Annotated in this window: 11 protein-coding genes; 8 read left to right on the top strand and 3 right to left on the bottom strand. The window is 44.1% G+C overall.

Features of this window, described 5'->3' with window-relative positions; translation table 11 throughout:
- The first annotated feature begins 10 nt into the window (after positions 1–10).
- The 3 genes from BLCOC_RS14975 (at position 11) to BLCOC_RS14965 (ending at position 6,387) form a co-directional block, all read left to right on the top strand.
- Complete coding sequence (locus BLCOC_RS14975; RefSeq protein ID WP_115622625.1) at positions 11–2,161, top strand: sensor domain-containing phosphodiesterase; 2,151 nt, start codon at positions 11–13, stop codon at positions 2,159–2,161.
- Between the two features lie 392 nt (positions 2,162–2,553).
- Entirely contained in the window at positions 2,554–3,462 is a 909-nt protein-coding gene (locus BLCOC_RS14970; RefSeq protein WP_207660193.1) for a PAS domain-containing protein, read from the top strand.
- A 60-nt stretch (positions 3,463–3,522) separates the two neighbouring features.
- Positions 3,523–6,387 carry a bifunctional diguanylate cyclase/phosphodiesterase gene (locus tag BLCOC_RS14965; protein WP_207660192.1) on the top strand — a complete coding sequence of 955 codons (2,865 nt, stop codon included), beginning with the start codon at positions 3,523–3,525 and terminating at the stop codon, positions 6,385–6,387.
- 154 nt (positions 6,388–6,541) lie between these two features.
- On the opposite strand, the gene BLCOC_RS14960 is transcribed toward BLCOC_RS14965, so the two are convergent.
- Entirely contained in the window at positions 6,542–7,648 is a 1,107-nt protein-coding gene (locus BLCOC_RS14960) for a DNA alkylation repair protein (protein WP_115622624.1), read from the bottom strand.
- A gap of 247 nt (positions 7,649–7,895) precedes the next feature.
- Here BLCOC_RS14960 and BLCOC_RS14955 point away from each other — a divergent pair, with 247 nt between their 5' ends.
- The 3 genes from BLCOC_RS14955 to BLCOC_RS14945 all read left to right on the top strand — a co-directional run bounded on the left by BLCOC_RS14955 (position 7,896) and on the right by BLCOC_RS14945 (position 10,161).
- Positions 7,896–8,513 carry a DJ-1/PfpI family protein gene (locus BLCOC_RS14955; protein WP_115622623.1) on the top strand — a complete coding sequence of 206 codons (618 nt, stop codon included), beginning with the start codon at positions 7,896–7,898 and terminating at the stop codon, positions 8,511–8,513.
- A 27-nt stretch (positions 8,514–8,540) separates the two neighbouring features.
- A complete protein-coding gene (locus BLCOC_RS14950) occupies positions 8,541–9,362 on the top strand; it encodes a nitroreductase family protein (RefSeq protein ID WP_115622622.1) in 822 nt (273 codons plus the stop codon).
- A gap of 340 nt (positions 9,363–9,702) precedes the next feature.
- Positions 9,703–10,161 carry a hypothetical protein gene (locus tag BLCOC_RS14945; RefSeq protein ID WP_029468914.1) on the top strand — a complete coding sequence of 153 codons (459 nt, stop codon included), beginning with the start codon at positions 9,703–9,705 and terminating at the stop codon, positions 10,159–10,161.
- 259 nt (positions 10,162–10,420) lie between these two features.
- Here BLCOC_RS14945 and BLCOC_RS14940 read toward each other — a convergent pair whose 3' ends face one another.
- Entirely contained in the window at positions 10,421–11,080 is a 660-nt protein-coding gene (locus BLCOC_RS14940; RefSeq protein ID WP_029468915.1) for an HXXEE domain-containing protein, read from the bottom strand.
- Between the two features lie 112 nt (positions 11,081–11,192).
- On the opposite strand from BLCOC_RS14940, the gene BLCOC_RS14935 reads away from it, so the two are divergent.
- A complete protein-coding gene (locus BLCOC_RS14935; RefSeq protein ID WP_115622621.1) occupies positions 11,193–11,765 on the top strand; it encodes a TetR/AcrR family transcriptional regulator in 573 nt (190 codons plus the stop codon).
- A 278-nt stretch (positions 11,766–12,043) separates the two neighbouring features.
- Here BLCOC_RS14935 and BLCOC_RS14930 read toward each other — a convergent pair whose 3' ends face one another.
- The gene (locus BLCOC_RS14930; protein WP_115622620.1) at positions 12,044–14,572 is read right to left on the bottom strand and encodes a winged helix-turn-helix domain-containing protein; all 2,529 of its coding nucleotides are present in this window, start codon (positions 14,570–14,572) and stop codon (positions 12,044–12,046) included.
- A gap of 280 nt (positions 14,573–14,852) precedes the next feature.
- Between BLCOC_RS14930 and BLCOC_RS14925 the strand changes: the two genes are divergently transcribed.
- On the top strand, positions 14,853–18,434 hold the full coding sequence (locus BLCOC_RS14925; RefSeq protein WP_115622619.1) for an MBG domain-containing protein: 3,582 nt from the start codon (positions 14,853–14,855) through the stop codon (positions 18,432–18,434).
- The last annotated feature ends 4 nt before the right edge of the window (positions 18,435–18,438 follow it).

The raw sequence follows: 18,438 nt of genomic DNA, 5'->3' as shown, positions 1-18,438 counted from the left end.
GAGGTATACTGTGAGAGAATCTTTTTTTGAAAAATCTATTATCAATCAGCAAAATCTGGTGGCGTATGCAACGGATACCGCTACCAATGAAATATTATATATGACTCAAGCAGCAGCAACCCTATATGGATTCAAGGATGTGCAGGAGACCTACGGGAAAAAATGCTACCAGTTGATCCAGGGCCTGGACACAGTCTGTCCATTCTGTACAAACAGTAAATTAAAACCGGGTCAGCCATATCATTGGGAACATTATAACGAAAAGCTTCAGATGTGGTTTGATATTACAGATATTTTGGTCATGTATGAAGGCAAAAACTGCCGGCTGGAAATCGCACGTGATATCACGGATCAGAAAGAGAAGTTCGACCGTGTTTCAAACCGCCTTACAGTGGAAGAAACTTTGGTGGAATGCATTCAAACGCTTTCCAGCGAACCCGATGTGAGTACGGCGGTGGACCACTTTTTGGAGATCATCGGTCATTTTTACGCGGCAGACCGGGCATATATCTTTGAATACGAAAAGGATCATATCAAAAATACATTTGAGTGGTGCGCGCCGGATATTCTCTATCAAATGGAGGTTCTGCAGGAAATTCCCATTGAATATGTCAGTGAGTGGAACTATAAATTTGAGCTTGACGGAGAGTTTTTTATTACGTCACTGGACAAGGATCTGGCAGTGGATTCACCTGAGTACCATATCTTAAAAGATCAGGGGATTGAAAGCCTTGCCGTCGCGCCGCTTAGAAAAAATGGTCAGATCATCGGCTTTCTTGGTGTCGACAATCCTACGGAAAGCACAGATGATTTAACTCTGCTCCGCAGCGTATGCAGCTTTGTGTTGGAGGAAATGGAGCGGCGAAGGCTGATCCGGGATTTGGAGCGGTCCAGTTATACAGATTTACTCACCGGCCTGCAAAACCGGAACAGCTACATAAAAATGCTGGACAGGCTTTCTGAACAAACCCTGCGGTCATTAGGTGTTATCTATATCGACATCAATGGAATGAAGAAAATAAATGACAATAACGGTCATGAGTACGGGGACAGAGTGATCAAAAAGGTGGCAGATACCCTGAAGTCTCACGTAGGATGTGAGGCATACAGGGTAGGCGGAGATGAGTTTACGGTGCTCTGTGTGGATATAGATGAGAAAGATTTTAATATGCTCACAGAGAGGCTGATACGGGATTTTGACAGGAATAAAAAATATGACGTTTCCATTGGTCATACCTGGAGAGAAGGGAATGTATCTCCCAATGAAGAAATCCTGAAGGCGGATGACTTAATGTATGCAGAAAAGCAGCGGTATTATCACGCTATTTTACAAGGTGACAGAATTGTACGTGCCGGCATCGCCACAGAACTTTTAAGAGATATTTCGGACCACCGCTTTGAGGTTTATTACCAGCCGCAGATCTGTCTGAAAGACGGACGTATCATTGGCGCGGAGGCTCTGGTACGGAAAAGGGATAAGCAGGGAAAGCTGATCCTGCCGGATCAATTCATTCCTAACTATGAGCGGGAACGTGTCATCCGCCATTTGGATCTGTTTGTATTCCAGATGGTTTGTGCCGACCTGCAGAGATGGAAAAGCCAGGGGATTGAAACGCATATCTCCTCAAACTTTTCACGTGTTACGCTGATGGCCTCCGATATTGTGACACAGATCAAGCAGATCTGCTGGGAATATGGAGTCCCTGCGCAGAATATCACCATAGAGGTGACAGAAAATATCAGTAAGCTGGAGCCGCAGCAATTACTCAAGCTGATGGACCAGATCGTAGCGGAGGGATTTTCTGTATCTCTGGATGATTTTGGGTCTAAATACTCCAATCTCTCTATCCTGACCACACTTGAATTCAGCGAGATCAAATTCGATAAATCCCTGGTGGATAGATTGAGCAGCGACGTCAAAAGCCGTATTATTATGAAAAACACGATGCAGATTTGTCAAGAGCTTCCCATGACGCGTTCTTTGGCAGAAGGAATTGAGACGGTAGAGCAGTTGGATCTGCTGCATCAGTATCATTGCGACTATGGACAGGGGTATTATTTTGCCAAACCTATGAGCTCGGATGCGTTTTTTGAACTGGTAAAGCTGGAACAAATGCTGGGAACTTCTGTTTTAATACAGCCCAATCCATGTGATAAATAAAAAATATAATAGGAAAATCAGGCCCTTATCAGTTGAAATACGATAGGGGCCTGTTGGGATGATGATATGCATGGAATACTAGGAATCCCGCTCTCATAACTTCTTACTCTTTAAGAGTGTTTTATTCTTTCAAAAAAAGGGATTTTGTTGTAAAATAATAACAGTATAGAAAATGTTTATAGATATAATGAAAAAGTGAACCAAGACAATGCTGCGTGAGCGGATCTGTTTTCCGTAAAGCTTGCCGGAATGATAAGATCATACCATGTAATTCCAAATATGCTTTGTGATCGATGTATTTTATAAAAGCATTTGAGATGAGATCCATTATGCATAAATAAGGGGTTAAAGCTGCTGATCACAGATGGCGGAGACAAATGAAGGAGATTATTATGAATGATTATGATGCGATTTTATCGGATAGAAATATGGAGCAGCTAAAAGATATAGTGGAATCATTCCCCCTGGCCTGTTATTTTTTAAAAAGGGATAAGGAGCTTACAATCTTATACGGAAATGCCGCTTTTTATTCGATGCTGCAGCAGAGCAGGGATGATGTCAGATATAAATATAAAAACTGTCTTTCATCCTTACTCTCTACAGAAAAGTTTTTCGAGGGATACCAGGAGGATATTCAGAGCAGAGAATTCCTTCATGATGCGGAAGTACATAATAGAAAGCACCGTTTTTATACCCGGATGAAGCTGATCGAAGCGGATGGAATCTATTACTGCATGTCATTGGATGTAAGTGATTTTATACTTGGTAAAACAAAAAACGAGGATATGCTTCAGCTTCTGCACATTTTATTTACACAGATCCGGCAGGAAGCTTTTGTCGTAGACGTTAAAGACCAGATCGTCTATATGGTCAACCAGAAAAAAATCCTTTCAGGCCTTCCTAAAGTGTTTACTTTTTCTGCGTACTTTTCTGAGTATGCGGAAAAAGTCCTGCCATTGAGCAAGACGGATGATGACAAACTGCAGCATGCATTTCACAAAACGCTGAAGCAGCATGTCCGTACCATAAACGAAGTGAGGCTGACCAGTGGGGAATGGGTCCGTTTCCAGTTTAGCTCCTATGAAAAAATAGAGGACAAGGGGCCTGTTATCCTGGGGTTTATTGAAGATATATCCAAGGAAAAGCAGGAGTATTTAACATATCTGAAGGAAACGCAGTTTTATCATATGCTGCTGTCAGAGAAGAAAGCATACGGACATTTTAATATAACACAGGACCAGTTTTATGGAATGGGCGGCATCTGGAATCTTTATAATGAACTGATAGAGGAGATGACCTAGACACAGCTATATACACGTTTCATTTATAAGGTTGTACATCCGGATGACCGCAGAGGTTATATGGAGCTGATGGATTGTGATAACCTTAAGCAGTCTTATCAAAACGGCCTTACCAGATTAAAATATGAATTCCGCAGGATCATAGAACAGAATAAGATGATGTGGATGGAGATAGAAATCCTGCTGTTTAAGGAGCCGCTGCAGAATGAACTGATGGCGCTGATGTATCTGACAGATATTGATGAACGGAAGAAAAGCAGCTTTCAGCTGCGCTATGAGTCAGAATTCGATCAGCTGACGGATGTGTATAATAAAAAGAGTACAGAAACAAAAATTATTCAATGTCTCCGTGAGCCGGCAGAACTGCGGGCCTTTCTGATCCTGGATCTTGATGATTTTAAAGAGATCAATGACAGCTATGGACATAAAGCCGGTGATGATACGCTGATACTGTTTGCGAAACATCTGAAGGCAGTCTTTCACGAGCACTGTGTTGTAGGTCGTTTTGGTGGTGATGAATTCATTGTCCTTATGGAACAAATCTCTTCCGATAAAGAGGTTGATAAGGCATTGACGAATCTGTATCAGAAGATGCAGGAGGATAAGAGGTATGATATTAAATTCAGTGCCGGCATTACCCTGATAAAAGGCAGCAGTGATTATGAAACTGTGTTTGAACAGGCTGATAAGACGCTGTATCAGGTGAAAAATTCACAGAAAGGTTTATATCAGTATTATAACAGGGAAGTAAAACCAAAGCTGGACATAAAAGAAACGCAGTCCTTGAAGACCGCGGAATGTGCAGAGGCAGGTTATGAAAATCTGGAACTTTTGGAAAAAAAGGATTTTGACACTTTTCTTGGAGAGGTTGGTGATATTGCCTATCTTGTTGATCCGGACAGCTATACTCTGCTTTTGGGAAACCAGGCATTTTATGACCGTGTCGGGTTTACAAAAAGCCAGTGCCGCGATAAAAAGTGCTATGAGATCATGCATAGGAGGAAGACACCTTGTCCGTTTTGTGCAAAGGCAAATTGGTCAAAAGATAAATTCTATTTATGGAAGGATATGAATACCGCACTGGAACAGGAATTTCTTATCAAAAATAAACTGATCACATGGAAGCAGCAGGTTGTGTTGCTGGCCATTGCTGTTGATATTTCTAATGATAAGAGTATTGTGGATTCCATGGAAAGTAATGCAACAGAAAGCCATTTTCTGCTCAGTGGTATCCAGCATATGCAGGAAAGAGTGAGTTTTGATGAGGCGATGCAGAGTATTCTGGAAACGATCTGTCATTTTTTCAAAGCGTATCATGCGGGGATCTGGATGATAGATGAACAGAGCGGCCTTTATGCACTGAACAGCGAATGGTTTGTCGGGGACTCAAAAGACATATGGACATTGAGCGAAGAGGAGGTGGCGGTGCTCAGCGCATGGCTGAGTGCACAGAAGTGGAATAGGCCGGTGAAGCTGGAGAATCCGCAGGCAATGATCGGAGAGTCTTTCGACATGTACCAGCTGATGCAGAGCCATCATGTGGAAAATCAGCACTGGATCCATCTGGAAGAGCATGGGGAGGAGTACGGCTGTCTAGTCATAGATAATACCAATGCCAACTTTCAGAATGTTTCATTTCTGGAATCCCTGTCCGGTTTTATCGTCAATGAGATCAAACGCCACCGTCTGTTCCAGGCGACGCTTCACGCCAATCACTATGACCTTCTGACAGATGTACTGAACAGAAACAGTTATGAAAATAATCTGCCGCGTTATCAGTCAGAAGCGGTACACTCACTTGGTGTGATCGTCGCCAATATAGATAATCTGAAAAAGATCAATGAGGATTATGGTATTGTTACGGGAGATCAATATATCCGCCATCTGGCAAATCTGTTGAAAATGATCTTTGCTCAGACGGATATTTACCGTTTCAATGGTGATGAATTCCTGATCATTGCTGTGAATAGTGAAAAAGCCGCGTTGGAGGACCAGGTTCAAAAGCTGCGGGAGAAAATCGAGAAAAATGAAAATTTCAGTGTATCTCTGGGATTTTCATGGGATAGTGTGGAGCGTGATCTGGCGGCATTGATCCATACCGCAGATGATGTGATGAAGCTGAATAAAAAACGTCATTATGATGAAATACATGGGAGTGAGGATGCACAACATCGCCAACTGCTTAGAAATCTGGTCAGGCAGATCCGAAGAGGTGAGTATGTCATTTATCTGCAGCCCAAATATCATCTGGAAAACCACAAGGGGATCGGTGCGGAAGCTCTGATCCGTCAGCAGCACCCGGAATTCGGCATCCTGCCTCCATCTGAGTTTATACCAGTTTTGGAATCAAACGGGATCATCCGCTATATTGACCTTTTTGTCTTGGAAGAGGTATGTAAACTGCTGCAGAAGTGGGATCGGAATGATCTGGTCATATCTCTGAACTTTTCAAGGGTTACGCTGATGGAAGATGATATTATCAACAGCATGAAAAAGATTCTGGATAAGTATGATTTTCCAAGGCAATGTCTTGAAATCGAGATGACGGAGAGTACCGTAGAACACTGTCCGGCCATGCTCTATAAGACGGTACAGGAAATCAGTGACCTTGGTCTGCGCATATCTCTGGATGATTTCGGTATCCGCTATAGTAATCTATCTGTACTGAATGATATCCATTTTGATACACTGAAGCTGGACAAGAGCCTGATCCAGACGCTGGTCAGCCAACAGCGGAGCCGTATTATCCTGCGAAATATCATACAAATGTGCAGGGATCTGGATATAGAAATGATCGCAGAAGGTGTGGAAACAAGCCGACAGGAGGATATTCTGAAATCCCTTGACTGCCCCAACGGACAAGGGTATCTATTTGCACGTCCAGTTCCTGTAAAGGATTTTGAAGCGGATTATATTCTGGACTGAACATAGTATCCACTAAGAGAAAAAGGGGAAACTCAAAATCACTTTGGCCGTTTGCTGATAGAATAATCATCCTCAATAGCTAGACGCTTGAAAATTGCAATAAATACAGATGACGGGGCTGCATCTGTAGGATGGATGTCTGCTGCAGAGTAGGTTATTCGGCGGCCAATACTTCAAAATCCAGTCTCCCTTGTTCAGTACCATTTGCAATAAGTGTAAGGGAATGGGTTCCGGGGTAATGTTTTCTTGAACTTAAATCTGCAAAAGAATGTGTTTTTACATATGTTTTTTCTTGATTTGCCGTAAATGAGGATTCCGTTATTTGAAAGATTTTTCGGCTTTGCCCACCGTTTGCTTTCACATAATGAACTCCATATTCCAATCGTACCTTAGCTGCCTTTTTTGCCCTGACTTTAAAGGAAAAGGTCATATCCTCCCCGATGGAAACGGACGCGGCTCCCAGCGCGAAGTCGTAAACATCTACACAACTGGCATCTGCAACCCCAAAGATAGCCAGCACATCCTTGTTACCCTTTTTCAGAAGTGTTCTGCATCCATGTTTTATGATCCAATCGGTATACTCATTTTTCCCATACCAATCCATTGCAGTTTGTACCACAAGGTCAGGATGGGTTTTGGAGATATCGTTCAGATTATTGGCCACGCTTTTGCGGACATAAAGAGAGGGGTCTTCTTTCAGTTGTTCTAAAATACCAAGCACTAATGTGGGGTCTTTTTTAAAGCTGGTCAGTGCTTGTCCCCACGGCAGCGCAGGACGGCAGCCCTCACTGGCAAGCCGTCTGACATGCTCATTGTCATGCTCCGCCCATATGGACATCTGCGCCATCATACGCTTTTCATGGTTTATAATAAATGGTCTTACGGCAAACTCAGCGGTTGAGTATTGAGTGTATCTCTCCAATGCAGCAATCGACACATCCCAATGGCACTCATCCTGCCCATAGACTTCAACAAAATCCGGGAAATAAATAAGTGCATTGTCATGAAATCCCGCAGGATACCCTGCAGCAACCTGATCAAGGATAGCAAGTGCCTGTTCATAATCAGAAGGCAAATATTTTCCTAAATTTGTAGTGATTTGCCGCATACGGCCTTTCAGCGCTAATGCATCCCAGGTTTTATCTATAATGTCACTTACAAAATCACTGGCCTGAAACGAAGGATATACAGCCTTAATTCGTAAAGACAACTCATGAATTGAATTGGCATTATAATATTTGTCTTTCATTAATTCGGGCATATGCTTTCTCCTTTTATCTGATACATCTTTTTCGATGAAACCGGACGATATAATATCTTTTATTTTAATATCCGCGTGCAGAAATGTCAAATTACTCATTTTGTGTCATGCCTTGTCTGTGTCATATCGTTCAAGAAATGTTTGTATGGATATGATAAGATGAAATTTATAGCAGGAATAGGAAAGAACTGTTTTGCAGTTGTATTGATGGAGATGAATAAACTGAAAATGATGAGGAGAAAACAACATGAAAAAATGTATTTTGTTTGTGATTTTGGAGCAGTATGCGGACTGGGAAGCCGCATATCTATCCTCCGCTCTCTATATGTTAGGAGGCGGAAAGTATGAAGTTAAAACGGTATCTTTGACCAGGGAACCTATTTCTTCTATTGGAGGTTTTTGCGTATTACCTGATTTTGATATTGCTTCCATTCCTGCCGATTATGAAGCACTGATTTTAATTGGCGGAATGTCCTGGAGAAATGACGAAGCACGGAAAGTCAAACCACTTGTAGATCAATGTCTGGAGGCCGGGAGGGTTTTGGGCGGTATCTGTGATGCCTCGGCATTTCTGGGAACCGTGGGTGCTTTGAACGAAGTCTTCCACACAAGCAACGATTTGAATGATCTGAGGCAATGGGCTGGTAATGCATATACAGGAGAAAAGAAATATATTATGAGGCAGGCCGTAAGTGACCAGAATATCATTACGGCAAACGGCACGGCTCCTTTGGAATTTGCTAAAGAAGTGATGCTCGCATTAAGGGCGGCATCGGAAAAAGCCATTACAGAATGGTTTGAGCTTCATAAACTTGGGTATTATAATGTGACGCTGCCACAAGCTGCAACCAGTTGGAATGATTGACTGCATGATTATACATGGAGGAGTGAAATGGAACGATTTGATACGCTGATCAAAAAGGACGGTTCAGGCAGACTGACTATCGTTGAAATCCCGTTCAATGCAAAAGAAGTATTTCGTAAATCCAGGGGAACCGTTTATGTAAGCGGTACGATCAATGGCATCGAGTACCGAAGTAAATTGCTCTCCCGCGGCAACGGGAAATTTGTTATGGTTTTAGACAAAGCCATGCAAAAGTCCATAGGGTTTGACGGGCAGGAAATGACTGCGAATATTACGATGTTCTCAGAAGATTTGGAAGCTGTTGCGGAGGATGCTGAGATTGCCGATGTCAAGTGTGATCTGGATGTGCTCACCGCCATAAAAACACGGCAAAGCATACGAAAATTTACTGCCAAACCGGTCAGCGAGGATATGGTATCCGCCATTCTTTATGCGGGCATGTGTGCTCCTACGGCAAAGAATAAGCGCCCATACCATTTTATTGTGATAAGAGACAGATGTGTGCTATCCGTGCTGGCCCAGCATAATTCAAATGCGGCTATGTTGGAGTCCTGCGCAGGAGCAATTATAGTTTGCGGTGATAAAAACAGGGAGGGGATCAAAGAATTCCTGTATGCAGATTGTGCCGCTGCTGCACAGAACATACTACTTTGTATTCACGGTTTGGGTCTTGGAGGAGTTTGGTGTGGGGTAGTGCCGAGTTCTGATTGGCGAAAGCTGCTCGTTGAGAGATTAGCACTCCCTGGCAAGCTGGAACCCATTTCCGCGATTGCATTTGGTTGGCCGGATGAGGAAAAGGAATTGTATCCCCGATGGGAAACGGCAAAGGTTCATTATGATAAGTGGTAGAATGTCAACACACTCTAGAGGGAAATGTTTAGGGAAGAGGCGGATATGGCCTACAACCAAGGTCGCTTATCCCTGTATGGTTGGTGCGCTCGATCTGTTTTGTCTGCCGCATTTGGTAAAGTTATATCATAAGAAACATATTCCATCCGGAACTATCTAAACCGAATCCCGTATGGGTTATCCAAATGCATTTAAACAAAGAAAATGCGAGACAGCAAAGAAGTATATCTGGAACCGCCTGTCGGATTAGAGCTTTTATTTATCGGGAGATACATAAATTGCAGTCTATCCGAGAGAAAAATCTGAATTTATACTTTGTATTTAAAGGGGGAATCGGTATATGCGAGATTTTTTTGAGGCTCTAAAGAGCGAAAGAAAAAATACGGCTCTGCCTGAAGAGTTTAATTATTTTGGAAAACTGATCGGCAGTTGGCAAATCAAATATGTTGAGAGTGACAATTCCCGCCTGATCAAAGGCGAATGGCATTTTTCATGGGTTCTTGAAGGGATGGCAATACAAGACGTTATTATCCTGCCTGATTATGAATACGGAACATCACTTCGTATCTTCAATCCTGCTACTCACGCTTGGGATATCGCTTATGGTTATACAGGAAAAATAATACGGCTTGAAGCAAGAAAACAAAATGAAATGATAGTCCTTACATATACCGGTGATGAGAATAGAAAGTGGGTTTTTACCAGTATTGATGATGAAAAATTTCATTGGCAGAATGTTACTGTTACAGATACCGGTGAATGGCATATCAATGCGGAAATATATGCGGAACGTATCTGATAAGCATAGCTCTAAGAGTGTAAACTCCCAGCTTATGGGAAAGCTTGATTATGACTGATCCTGACGCGAAAGTAATTGGAATGTTTGGACATGCTGATGGGGCAAAAATTGTATACTGTGACAGATAATCCCCATGTTCTGGAGAAGCCGAAAGGGTAGACTATATATTTGGCAACTCTGAATTTGTGAAAGAAATCAAAAACACAACCTTCTAAATTACGGATTGTGTTTTTGATAAAAGTTTCTGTGAAGCATCTTTTTATAAGAATTTACGGAAGTATTCTGCGTGTTCAAACTCGAACTTTGGACTCTTTATTTTTTTGGAGATCACCTGTGGAATACGAATTAAACCCACAATGATGAAAATCAGGATTCCAAGTCCAGTTATGTAATCTGATGTAGTAAGCGGAATGTCTTTCATCCATAAAATTGCGTATATACTAAGAGGTAAAAGAGTGAAATAAGCAGTGATGCTTCCAGGGCCATAGATTGTCTTTTTGCCTTTGCACTTAAACTTTTTGTACATCACGATTCCCATAACAGTATGGATCAGCGCTTCACCGAAGCCGAAGAAACAGACGATAAGAACCATACCATTAGTAGTATCTATGAATGTTAATACAATCGTAAGCAAAACCGCCATTGTATTTGTAAACATATCTTGAACTGTACTCATTGGATAGCGAAGCGGCATAGGTGAACGTAAAATAGTATTCATCTGGTAAAAAAAGCCTCCGGGGTATGTGTTTTCTTCAAAAACATGTACAGGAATCAGTATTGCTAAGCTACACATGAGTCGTTGCTGTATTGAAAAAGTGTCCCAGAATACAAATAAAGCGATAACCATAACAATCCCAAGGGCATAAACAAAATATAACCACCACCTAGAGCACCATTTTTGAAATAAACTTTTATCCATATAAGTATCCTCCCGTTGATAAAATGCGACATCTGTTGTATTATTATAAAATATTAAAAAGGTATTCATCAAGACACAGAATTTCAGAAATGTCGCATGATAGGAGATAGTTATGAATAAACAACCAGAGATAACTGATGCTACGAGAGAGGCTTTTGTACAGGCCTATTGCAAACTTTCGTATGGCAGCGGCGGCAAAAAATTTACAATTAAGAATATAACAGATTTAGCAGGATATAACAGAACCACTTTTTATAGATATTTCATTGATGTTATAGATGTAAATGATTACTTGGAAAGACAAATGATTTCTGAGATTCTTAAAAATATTAGACTTCATGTTATTGATGGTGCATTTGATAATACATTTTATAAAGTGTTCCTTGATGTCTACCACAAACATAAGATGGAACTGACAGTTTTAATTTCAGAAGAGCATCGAACTCATTTTATAGAAAGTATAAAGAATGAAATTTTTCCGATGTTCACAAAGCTTTATAAACTAGATGAAAGCGATATGAGAATGAATTATGTTATGACAATTTACCTTTCAGGAGTTTTTTCTGCTCTGGGAAAATGGATTGAAAATCCTGAAAATATGTCAGAAGAACAAATGTTAGATATAATCAGACACTTGTTTGAAAAGTGGTTTATATCAGAAATACAGATAAATTCCAGGTCGTAATACTAATGGCTCACTTTCAGCAGAATTATCTATAGAAATAGAATGTGCAATAGATTAACTTTAATCCAAACATATATTATTGCACCTAAAGTAATATAGCGGATAAAAATACTGCCAGCAACTCTGTATGAGAAAGAGTGCTGGCAGCTATTTATAAAGTTGTTTGGCTTTCGGTAAGTAGAGGAAAAGTAGGTGGATCAAAAAGACACATATTGCTCTATGAACTAAGCATATTAATGCCGGCAGTGTCTCTAAAGGTCGATTTCGATGTTTTTACATCATATAAGACCCATCTCACGTGCCTTTGACACCGCCTCCGGCGCGCTGGATACGCCCAGCTTCTCATAGGCTAGAAACAGGTGCGTCTTGACGGTCCGCACCGACAATCCTGTCTCGCTGGCAATATCCCCATTTGTATATCCCCTGGACAGATATTCGATCATCCGTTTCTGCTGCTTTGACAGCTTCTTCAAGGGCAGCTCCGGCGCAGGAAGCCCTGCCTTGTGCCCCGCCTGTTCCCTGGCTGCAATATAGATCTCATTCACATAGCGCCTGTCATAGCTGCAGACATCCTGACGGCATTCCACTTTCGTCAGGCATTTTTTTAATATTGGCACGACTGCCGATCCCAAAATGGAGAATGGCCGGATAAACCTGTAGGGATACAGCAGTTCTATGGCGCGCAGCATGGTCTCTACCGCCTCTTCCATACAGGCATTTCTGTATAAGCAGACAGACAACAGGACGTCCGCCTCTGCCATGTCGGTCTCCCGGCTGAAATCCTCCGCCATCTTCCTGAGCCTCCGGCACAGTTTTTCTGCCTCCTCCAATCGGTCCAGGGCTATCAATGCCTGTATGGTCGTCAGATACTGATAAGTGCGGTACAGCATCAGATGTTCTTCCGGATGGACAAAATATTCTTCCAGCCATTCCTCTGCCGCCTGCCGGCTCCCCTCCCTCAAAGCAGTCTCCGTCTTCAGGGCCTTATAATTGGGCATCAGATAAAGGGCATCCTTTTCTGCCAGCATCTGCTCGATCCTCTGTCCCGCTTCCCGGCTCTCTGCATCCCTGCCCATGGCGGTATGGACTGCCCATCTGTGTACCATGGCAGTGAACAACACCTCATCTGAGGTCTCTTCATCCACCTCCAGATCTGCCTGATCACAGTAAGCCGCCGCCTCCTTCCACTGATTTCGCTCATAGGCAAATCCCGCCTTGATCAAAAGCATGGCGATCTTAAAATATTTCTTGAGGAGCAGCCCGGCTGTGGCCTCCAGCTTCACGTCAAAATCTTCATACAGAGAGAACTCCGAATAATCCCGCAGGCACCTGTGGGCAAAGGGCATATTGACCGTGATGGAAGCGCCCTGCTGTTCCCCGTGGCGTATCCTGACAGGCGGGAGCCTGTCAAACTGCTGCATCATCTCCATGAATTTCTTTCTTGGGTCCAGCGTACACACAAGGATGGTAAGCTCCAGAAATTCCGGATGCAGAATGGCAATGCGTTTCAGGCTGGCATAAAGCCTGTCCAGCGCCTCTGTCATCTTCAGCACGTTCCCTGTCAGATAGTGGTACCATACAGCTGAAATGTTAAGATAAGGATATTTCCCATAGGCTTCTGTGGAGAGCATATCAATATAGGAACCAACTCCGCTTACATAGGCGCTGATGGAACGGTTATTGGAAAAACCTGTATACTGGGATTCCCCATAGATCTGCCAGGCGAGGAATTTAAGATTGTCCCCCAATATGGCATAGTGCCGCGCTATGTACAGTTCCCCCTTTTCACTGTAATGCTGGGCAGCAATCTTGTATAATTTCTTCGGGTCCATCCGGGCTTCCTTCTGCCGGTCCCGCAGAAATTCCAGGAACAGGGCGTGGAACCTGTACAGGTCCTCCCCGATCCTGCTCAGGAATACATTCTTCTGCAAAAGCCCTCTGACCACTGCCTCCGGATTTTTTACAGAAGTCAGCTTTCCGAACAGTTCTGCGCTAAAGTCATTGACAACACTGACTTTCCGCAGCATGTTCTTATCTTTTGGGGAAAGTCCGCTCCAGATCTGTCTTTCCATATATTGGTGCAGGGCGTTTCCGTTCTCTCTTGTAAGATCCGGGAGGTCCTCACTTGCAGCAAGGGTGCTCACCGCAATGGCCCATCCGCCTGTCTTTTCCATGATGGAACCGGCTTTTGTCGGAGACAGGGCGTGCCCTGCAAGACGGAACAGCTCCTGGATCTCCTTCTCAGAAAAAGCCAGATCCGTCTCACTAAGAGGCTGGCAGCGGCCTTCAAAAAGCTCCTGGAGCTTCCGGGGCATGGCAGTGCGGCTGAGCATGATAAAATGGTAATCCGCAGGAAGCCTGCGGATAAAGCTGGGGAGGGACTGGAGGATATCCTCCTGCATGATGCAGTGGAGATCATCCAGCACAAGATAGACCGGCTGCCCCGGGGATGTGACCTGGGCTGTCAAAAGCATGGCGTGTTCCACCGGAGAGCTGGCGAACATCCCGGTCCTGTCGAAACCAGCAGGATTATGCTTCCCCTCCTGCGTATATATGACAGCAGAACAGAGCAGCCGATAAAACAGCTCCGGATCATTGTCATACTCATCCAGCGTGATCCAAAGATGGCGGAGGCCGCTCCTTTGCAGCCATAGATTCGTCACCACTGTTTTGCCGTATCCGGCCGGCGCCTGTATATAGAGCAGCCGTTCCCTGCTCCTGTGATCCAGCTTCCTGAGCAGTTCATTCCGTGGGGCACATATCTCCGGCAATGACCCGGGGCTGTATTTTTCTCCGCTAAAATCCATGAAGAAGTTTCCTCCTGTCGTTTATAATCCAAATAGTGTCTGTTTCGTAACTATTCAGCAGGTCTGCGCATTTGCTGCACAGACCGTAAGAAAATGATTCAAGGGTGCAAAAATCCCATCGCCGAAGGCGATTTTAAATGGATTTTTGCATGTAACTGTGAAGGTACTGAACAGCTGCGGTGAAATAATAATATGGTGCGGGTAAGGTGACAGAACGTTCATCTCTGTTCATGGTTTAACAAATGCCGGAGCAGTCCCATCCGGCCAGAAGGAGGCAATTATGAGTAAAAGAAAAAAAGTAAGGGTGCTGGCCAGTCTCTTGGTAATACTGGCGCTTGTCTTTTCCTGTGCACCTGTTGGGGTGTATGAGGTGCGTGCGGAAGGACCGGCGGACGTATTGGTGGACGACTTCACGTGGTCGCCACTGGAACCGGTGGTTGGAGAGGAGGTACAGTTTCGGGGGCCGGATATGATAAAAGGTAGTACGGTGGTTTCTTTGAGTTGGAAATTGAATAGCAGTGGCTCTGAAATACCTTTCAGTCCAAAGGGCTATAGATTTCAGACTACTGGAACTCATAGCATAACAATTTTAACTAAAACGTCTGCTGGTGAGTATTCTGAATTTTCCAAGAGCATCTTCGTCCGTAAAGCCCAGCCTGTCCTTACCATGTCTCCCCCCACGGACCTTACATATATTCTGGGTAGCAGTAAGGATATTTATTTTAATTTTTATCCATACGGTTGGGATGTAAATTTAGATAGCTTATTCTTTAAGATTGGAATCTACGACGGAAACGATGAAAAATTCAGTATATGTACCTGTGGGTATATGTCGGGATTAATTAATCAGTCCATTCCTTATACTGATATGGACACTCTGCCGCCAGGCACGTACAGTATCAAATGGACTACAGATGGAGATGTAAACAATGAAGCCGTACCATTAACTGAACTAGGTACACTGACTATTGCAGAACCGGAACCGCCATCCATCAAGCGTCTGACCATTGACCTGCCTAAAGCTTCTGTGGAAGCAGGCAAGCAACAGCGGTTCACTGCCAATGTGTCAGCAACAGGCGGTGCCGATACCTCCGTGAACTGGTCTGTGGTGGATCAGAGCTCCCCTGATACTTTCATCGATCCTGATGGTCTGCTGACGGTAGGTTCTAATGAGACGGCTGCCGCCCTAAAGGTCATAGCAGTATCCGCATTTGATAATGATATAAAAAGCGAAGCCATCGTCACAGTGATCCCTGAAGGGATAGAAATTGATGGTACAAACTTTCCTGATCCAAATTTCCGGGAATATGTCAGGTCATTCGACCTGGATCTTAACGGCTATATATCCAAAAACGAGGCAGAGAAGGTGAAAGAGATCGATATCACCCAGAGGAGTGATATCACAGATGTGACAGGCATCCGGCACTTTCCAAACCTGGAATTTTTACTGTGCGATGAATCTGGGGTCTCCGATCTGGATGTCAGCAGGAACCAAGCCTTGACGCGCCTGTTCTGCGGCGATACCGGCATCAACAGTTTAAATGTCCGTAATAACCCGGAATTAGAACGTCTCCACTGCCAGAATACGGGAATTGACGATCTGGACCTGAGCGGCAATCAAAAGCTGGCGCAGCTATACTGCTATGGCACAAATTTACAGGAAGTAAATACCCAGAACAACCCTGCGTTGCAATACATAGACTGTAAGAATTCCCCTATCCGGCAGTTGGATTTCACCAATAATCCAAACCTGGGATATATCTATTGTTCCGAAACAGCCATCCAGGAACTGGATCTGAACGGGACCACAAAGTTGGTAGAATTATGGTGTTACAGTACCAGCATTTCCACCCTTGATCTCAGCGGTCAGACAAAGCTGATGTATCTAGATTGCTATGACACGGATATTACATCGCTGGATCTTAAGGATAATATAGGACTCAAATATCTGCTCTGCCGGGCAACAGATATCCAGGAACTGGATGTGCGGAAAAATACCGAGCTGCTGGAGCTGAAATGCGGCGAAACAAAGATCACCTCTCTGGATGTCAGCCAGAACAAGAATCTCAAGGTGTTATATTGTTTCAGAACGGGTCTAAGCGGATTGGATGTCACACAGAATCCGAACTTGAAAGAACTGGACTGTCCGGGTACGCCTTTTGCGTATTTAAACCTTGGAAATGCAGCAATAGATCCCTTATACAGGCCCATGTCTTCCACGGTATCATTTGCACCGGCCGGGAAAACCTTCGACATCACGGACGCCTTCCCGGGGATCCAGGCGGACAGGATACACATACTCAGCGGCGGTACCCTTACTGGGAATATCCTCAGCGGATATAAACGCGGCATACCGGTCATCTACGAATACAGCTGCGGCACAAATAACATGAACGAAGAGATATTGACAGTGACTCTGAATCTTGACCTGCCACCGAAAAAAGATACCTCTGTTTCCATAGAAAAAGACCTTAACAAGCCTTACGACGGCATGCCGGTCTCGTTATCAGACAGTGACCTGATCATTTCAGGAAGTGCCGGGGCAGTCACTTACCAGTGGGAGAAAGCAAACGGCTCTGCATGGGAACCGCTTGACTCTGTTCTTCCGACAGAAGCCGGCTCCTACCGGGTGACTGTCCATGTGGAGGCAGATGAGGATTATAAAGAGGCATACTCAGAACCAAAATGCTTTGTGATCTCACAGGCGGATAACAGATGGACGAAGGATCTTTCAATTACAGACTGGACCTACGGAGAGCCGGCCGGTTCCCCATCCTGTGAAGCCCTGTTTGGTATGCCTGGATTTACCTATAGTGATTCTAAAAACAGCACTTTTACGGATACAAGACCGGAAACAGCAGGCACCTGGTACGTAAAAGCATCTGTGCCGGGGACAGCAAATTATAAATCACTGGAAGCAGTGGAAGAATTCACAATTCATAAAGCACCCGCTCCCGCAGTCACAGAACCGGATAGTCTGAAGGCCGTACAGGATGCCATACTCTCTTCTGTAACACTGCCAGGCGGCTGGGCCTGGGTGGACGGCAGCCAGACGGTCAGCGCCGATAACTCAGGATATCCGGCCAGGCTGTCCGTAGATGACAGGAACTATGATTATACAACGATAGAAGGTTATCAGGCACAGGGGTCCTTTGTCGAACGGTTACTGAAGATTGCTGTCTCCAGAGGGCAGAACCGCTGGACAGAAAAACCGTCGATCAAAGACTGGACCTACGGAGAGGAAGTGAACAAGCCGTCCGGCAGGCCTGAACACGGAACAGCAGAGTTTAGTTACAGTGATTCAGAGACAGGCACATTTACTGCCGGCACACCTTCTGATGCAGGTACATGGTACATGAAGGCAAGTGTGGCAGAAAGTGACGAGTACACAGGGTTGGATGAGGTGGTTCCGTTCAAGATCCGCAAAGCAGATACTACGGTGTCAATAAACAAAGACCTCAATAAAACGTATGATGGCAAACCGGTATCCCTGTCAGACAGGGACATCACTGTCACCGGAAGTACAGGGATGGTAAGCTTCACCTGGGAGAAGAAAAACGGTTCTTTATGGGAAGTGCTCGCCTCAGCGCCATCAGAGGCAGGAACTTACAGAGTTTCTGTACAGGTGGAAGCGGATAAAAACCATGAAGCTGCAGATTCAGATAAAAAAGAATTCAGAATCCAAAAATCACAGACAGGTAAGAAGGATACTTCCGGCAAAAGCACAACCCCAAAGACCAACAAGGATGCTGTAAAGACGGGTGACTCTTCCGGCACATGGCTCTGGGCACCCCTTACCGCCATATCCCTTGGCCTGATATTATTTTTGGAGCGAAAGAGACGCAGACTGAACCGAAGATAAACAA

The sequence above is a fragment of the Blautia coccoides genome (assembly GCF_034355335.1).
Lineage (GTDB): Bacteria > Bacillota > Clostridia > Lachnospirales > Lachnospiraceae > Blautia > Blautia producta.
The sequence above is the reverse complement of the archived record's forward strand: the minus strand, read 5'-3'. Positions and strand labels throughout refer to the sequence as shown.

Excerpts from the sequence above, each read along its gene's own strand:
- BLCOC_RS14970 (WP_207660193.1), top strand. The coding sequence starts at position 2,554 with ATGAATGATTATGATGCGATTTTATCGGATAGAAATATGGAGCAGCTA.
- BLCOC_RS14965 (WP_207660192.1), top strand. The coding sequence starts at position 3,523 with ATGGAGCTGATGGATTGTGATAACCTTAAGCAGTCTTATCAAAACGGC.
- BLCOC_RS14960 (WP_115622624.1), bottom strand. The coding sequence starts at position 7,648 with ATGCCCGAATTAATGAAAGACAAATATTATAATGCCAATTCAATTCAT.
- BLCOC_RS14955 (WP_115622623.1), top strand. The coding sequence starts at position 7,896 with ATGAAAAAATGTATTTTGTTTGTGATTTTGGAGCAGTATGCGGACTGG.
- BLCOC_RS14950 (WP_115622622.1), top strand. The coding sequence starts at position 8,541 with ATGGAACGATTTGATACGCTGATCAAAAAGGACGGTTCAGGCAGACTG.
- BLCOC_RS14945 (WP_029468914.1), top strand. The coding sequence starts at position 9,703 with ATGCGAGATTTTTTTGAGGCTCTAAAGAGCGAAAGAAAAAATACGGCT.
- BLCOC_RS14940 (WP_029468915.1), bottom strand. The coding sequence starts at position 11,080 with ATGGATAAAAGTTTATTTCAAAAATGGTGCTCTAGGTGGTGGTTATAT.
- BLCOC_RS14935 (WP_115622621.1), top strand. The coding sequence starts at position 11,193 with ATGAATAAACAACCAGAGATAACTGATGCTACGAGAGAGGCTTTTGTA.
- BLCOC_RS14930 (WP_115622620.1), bottom strand. The coding sequence starts at position 14,572 with ATGGATTTTAGCGGAGAAAAATACAGCCCCGGGTCATTGCCGGAGATA.
- BLCOC_RS14925 (WP_115622619.1), top strand. The coding sequence starts at position 14,853 with ATGAGTAAAAGAAAAAAAGTAAGGGTGCTGGCCAGTCTCTTGGTAATA.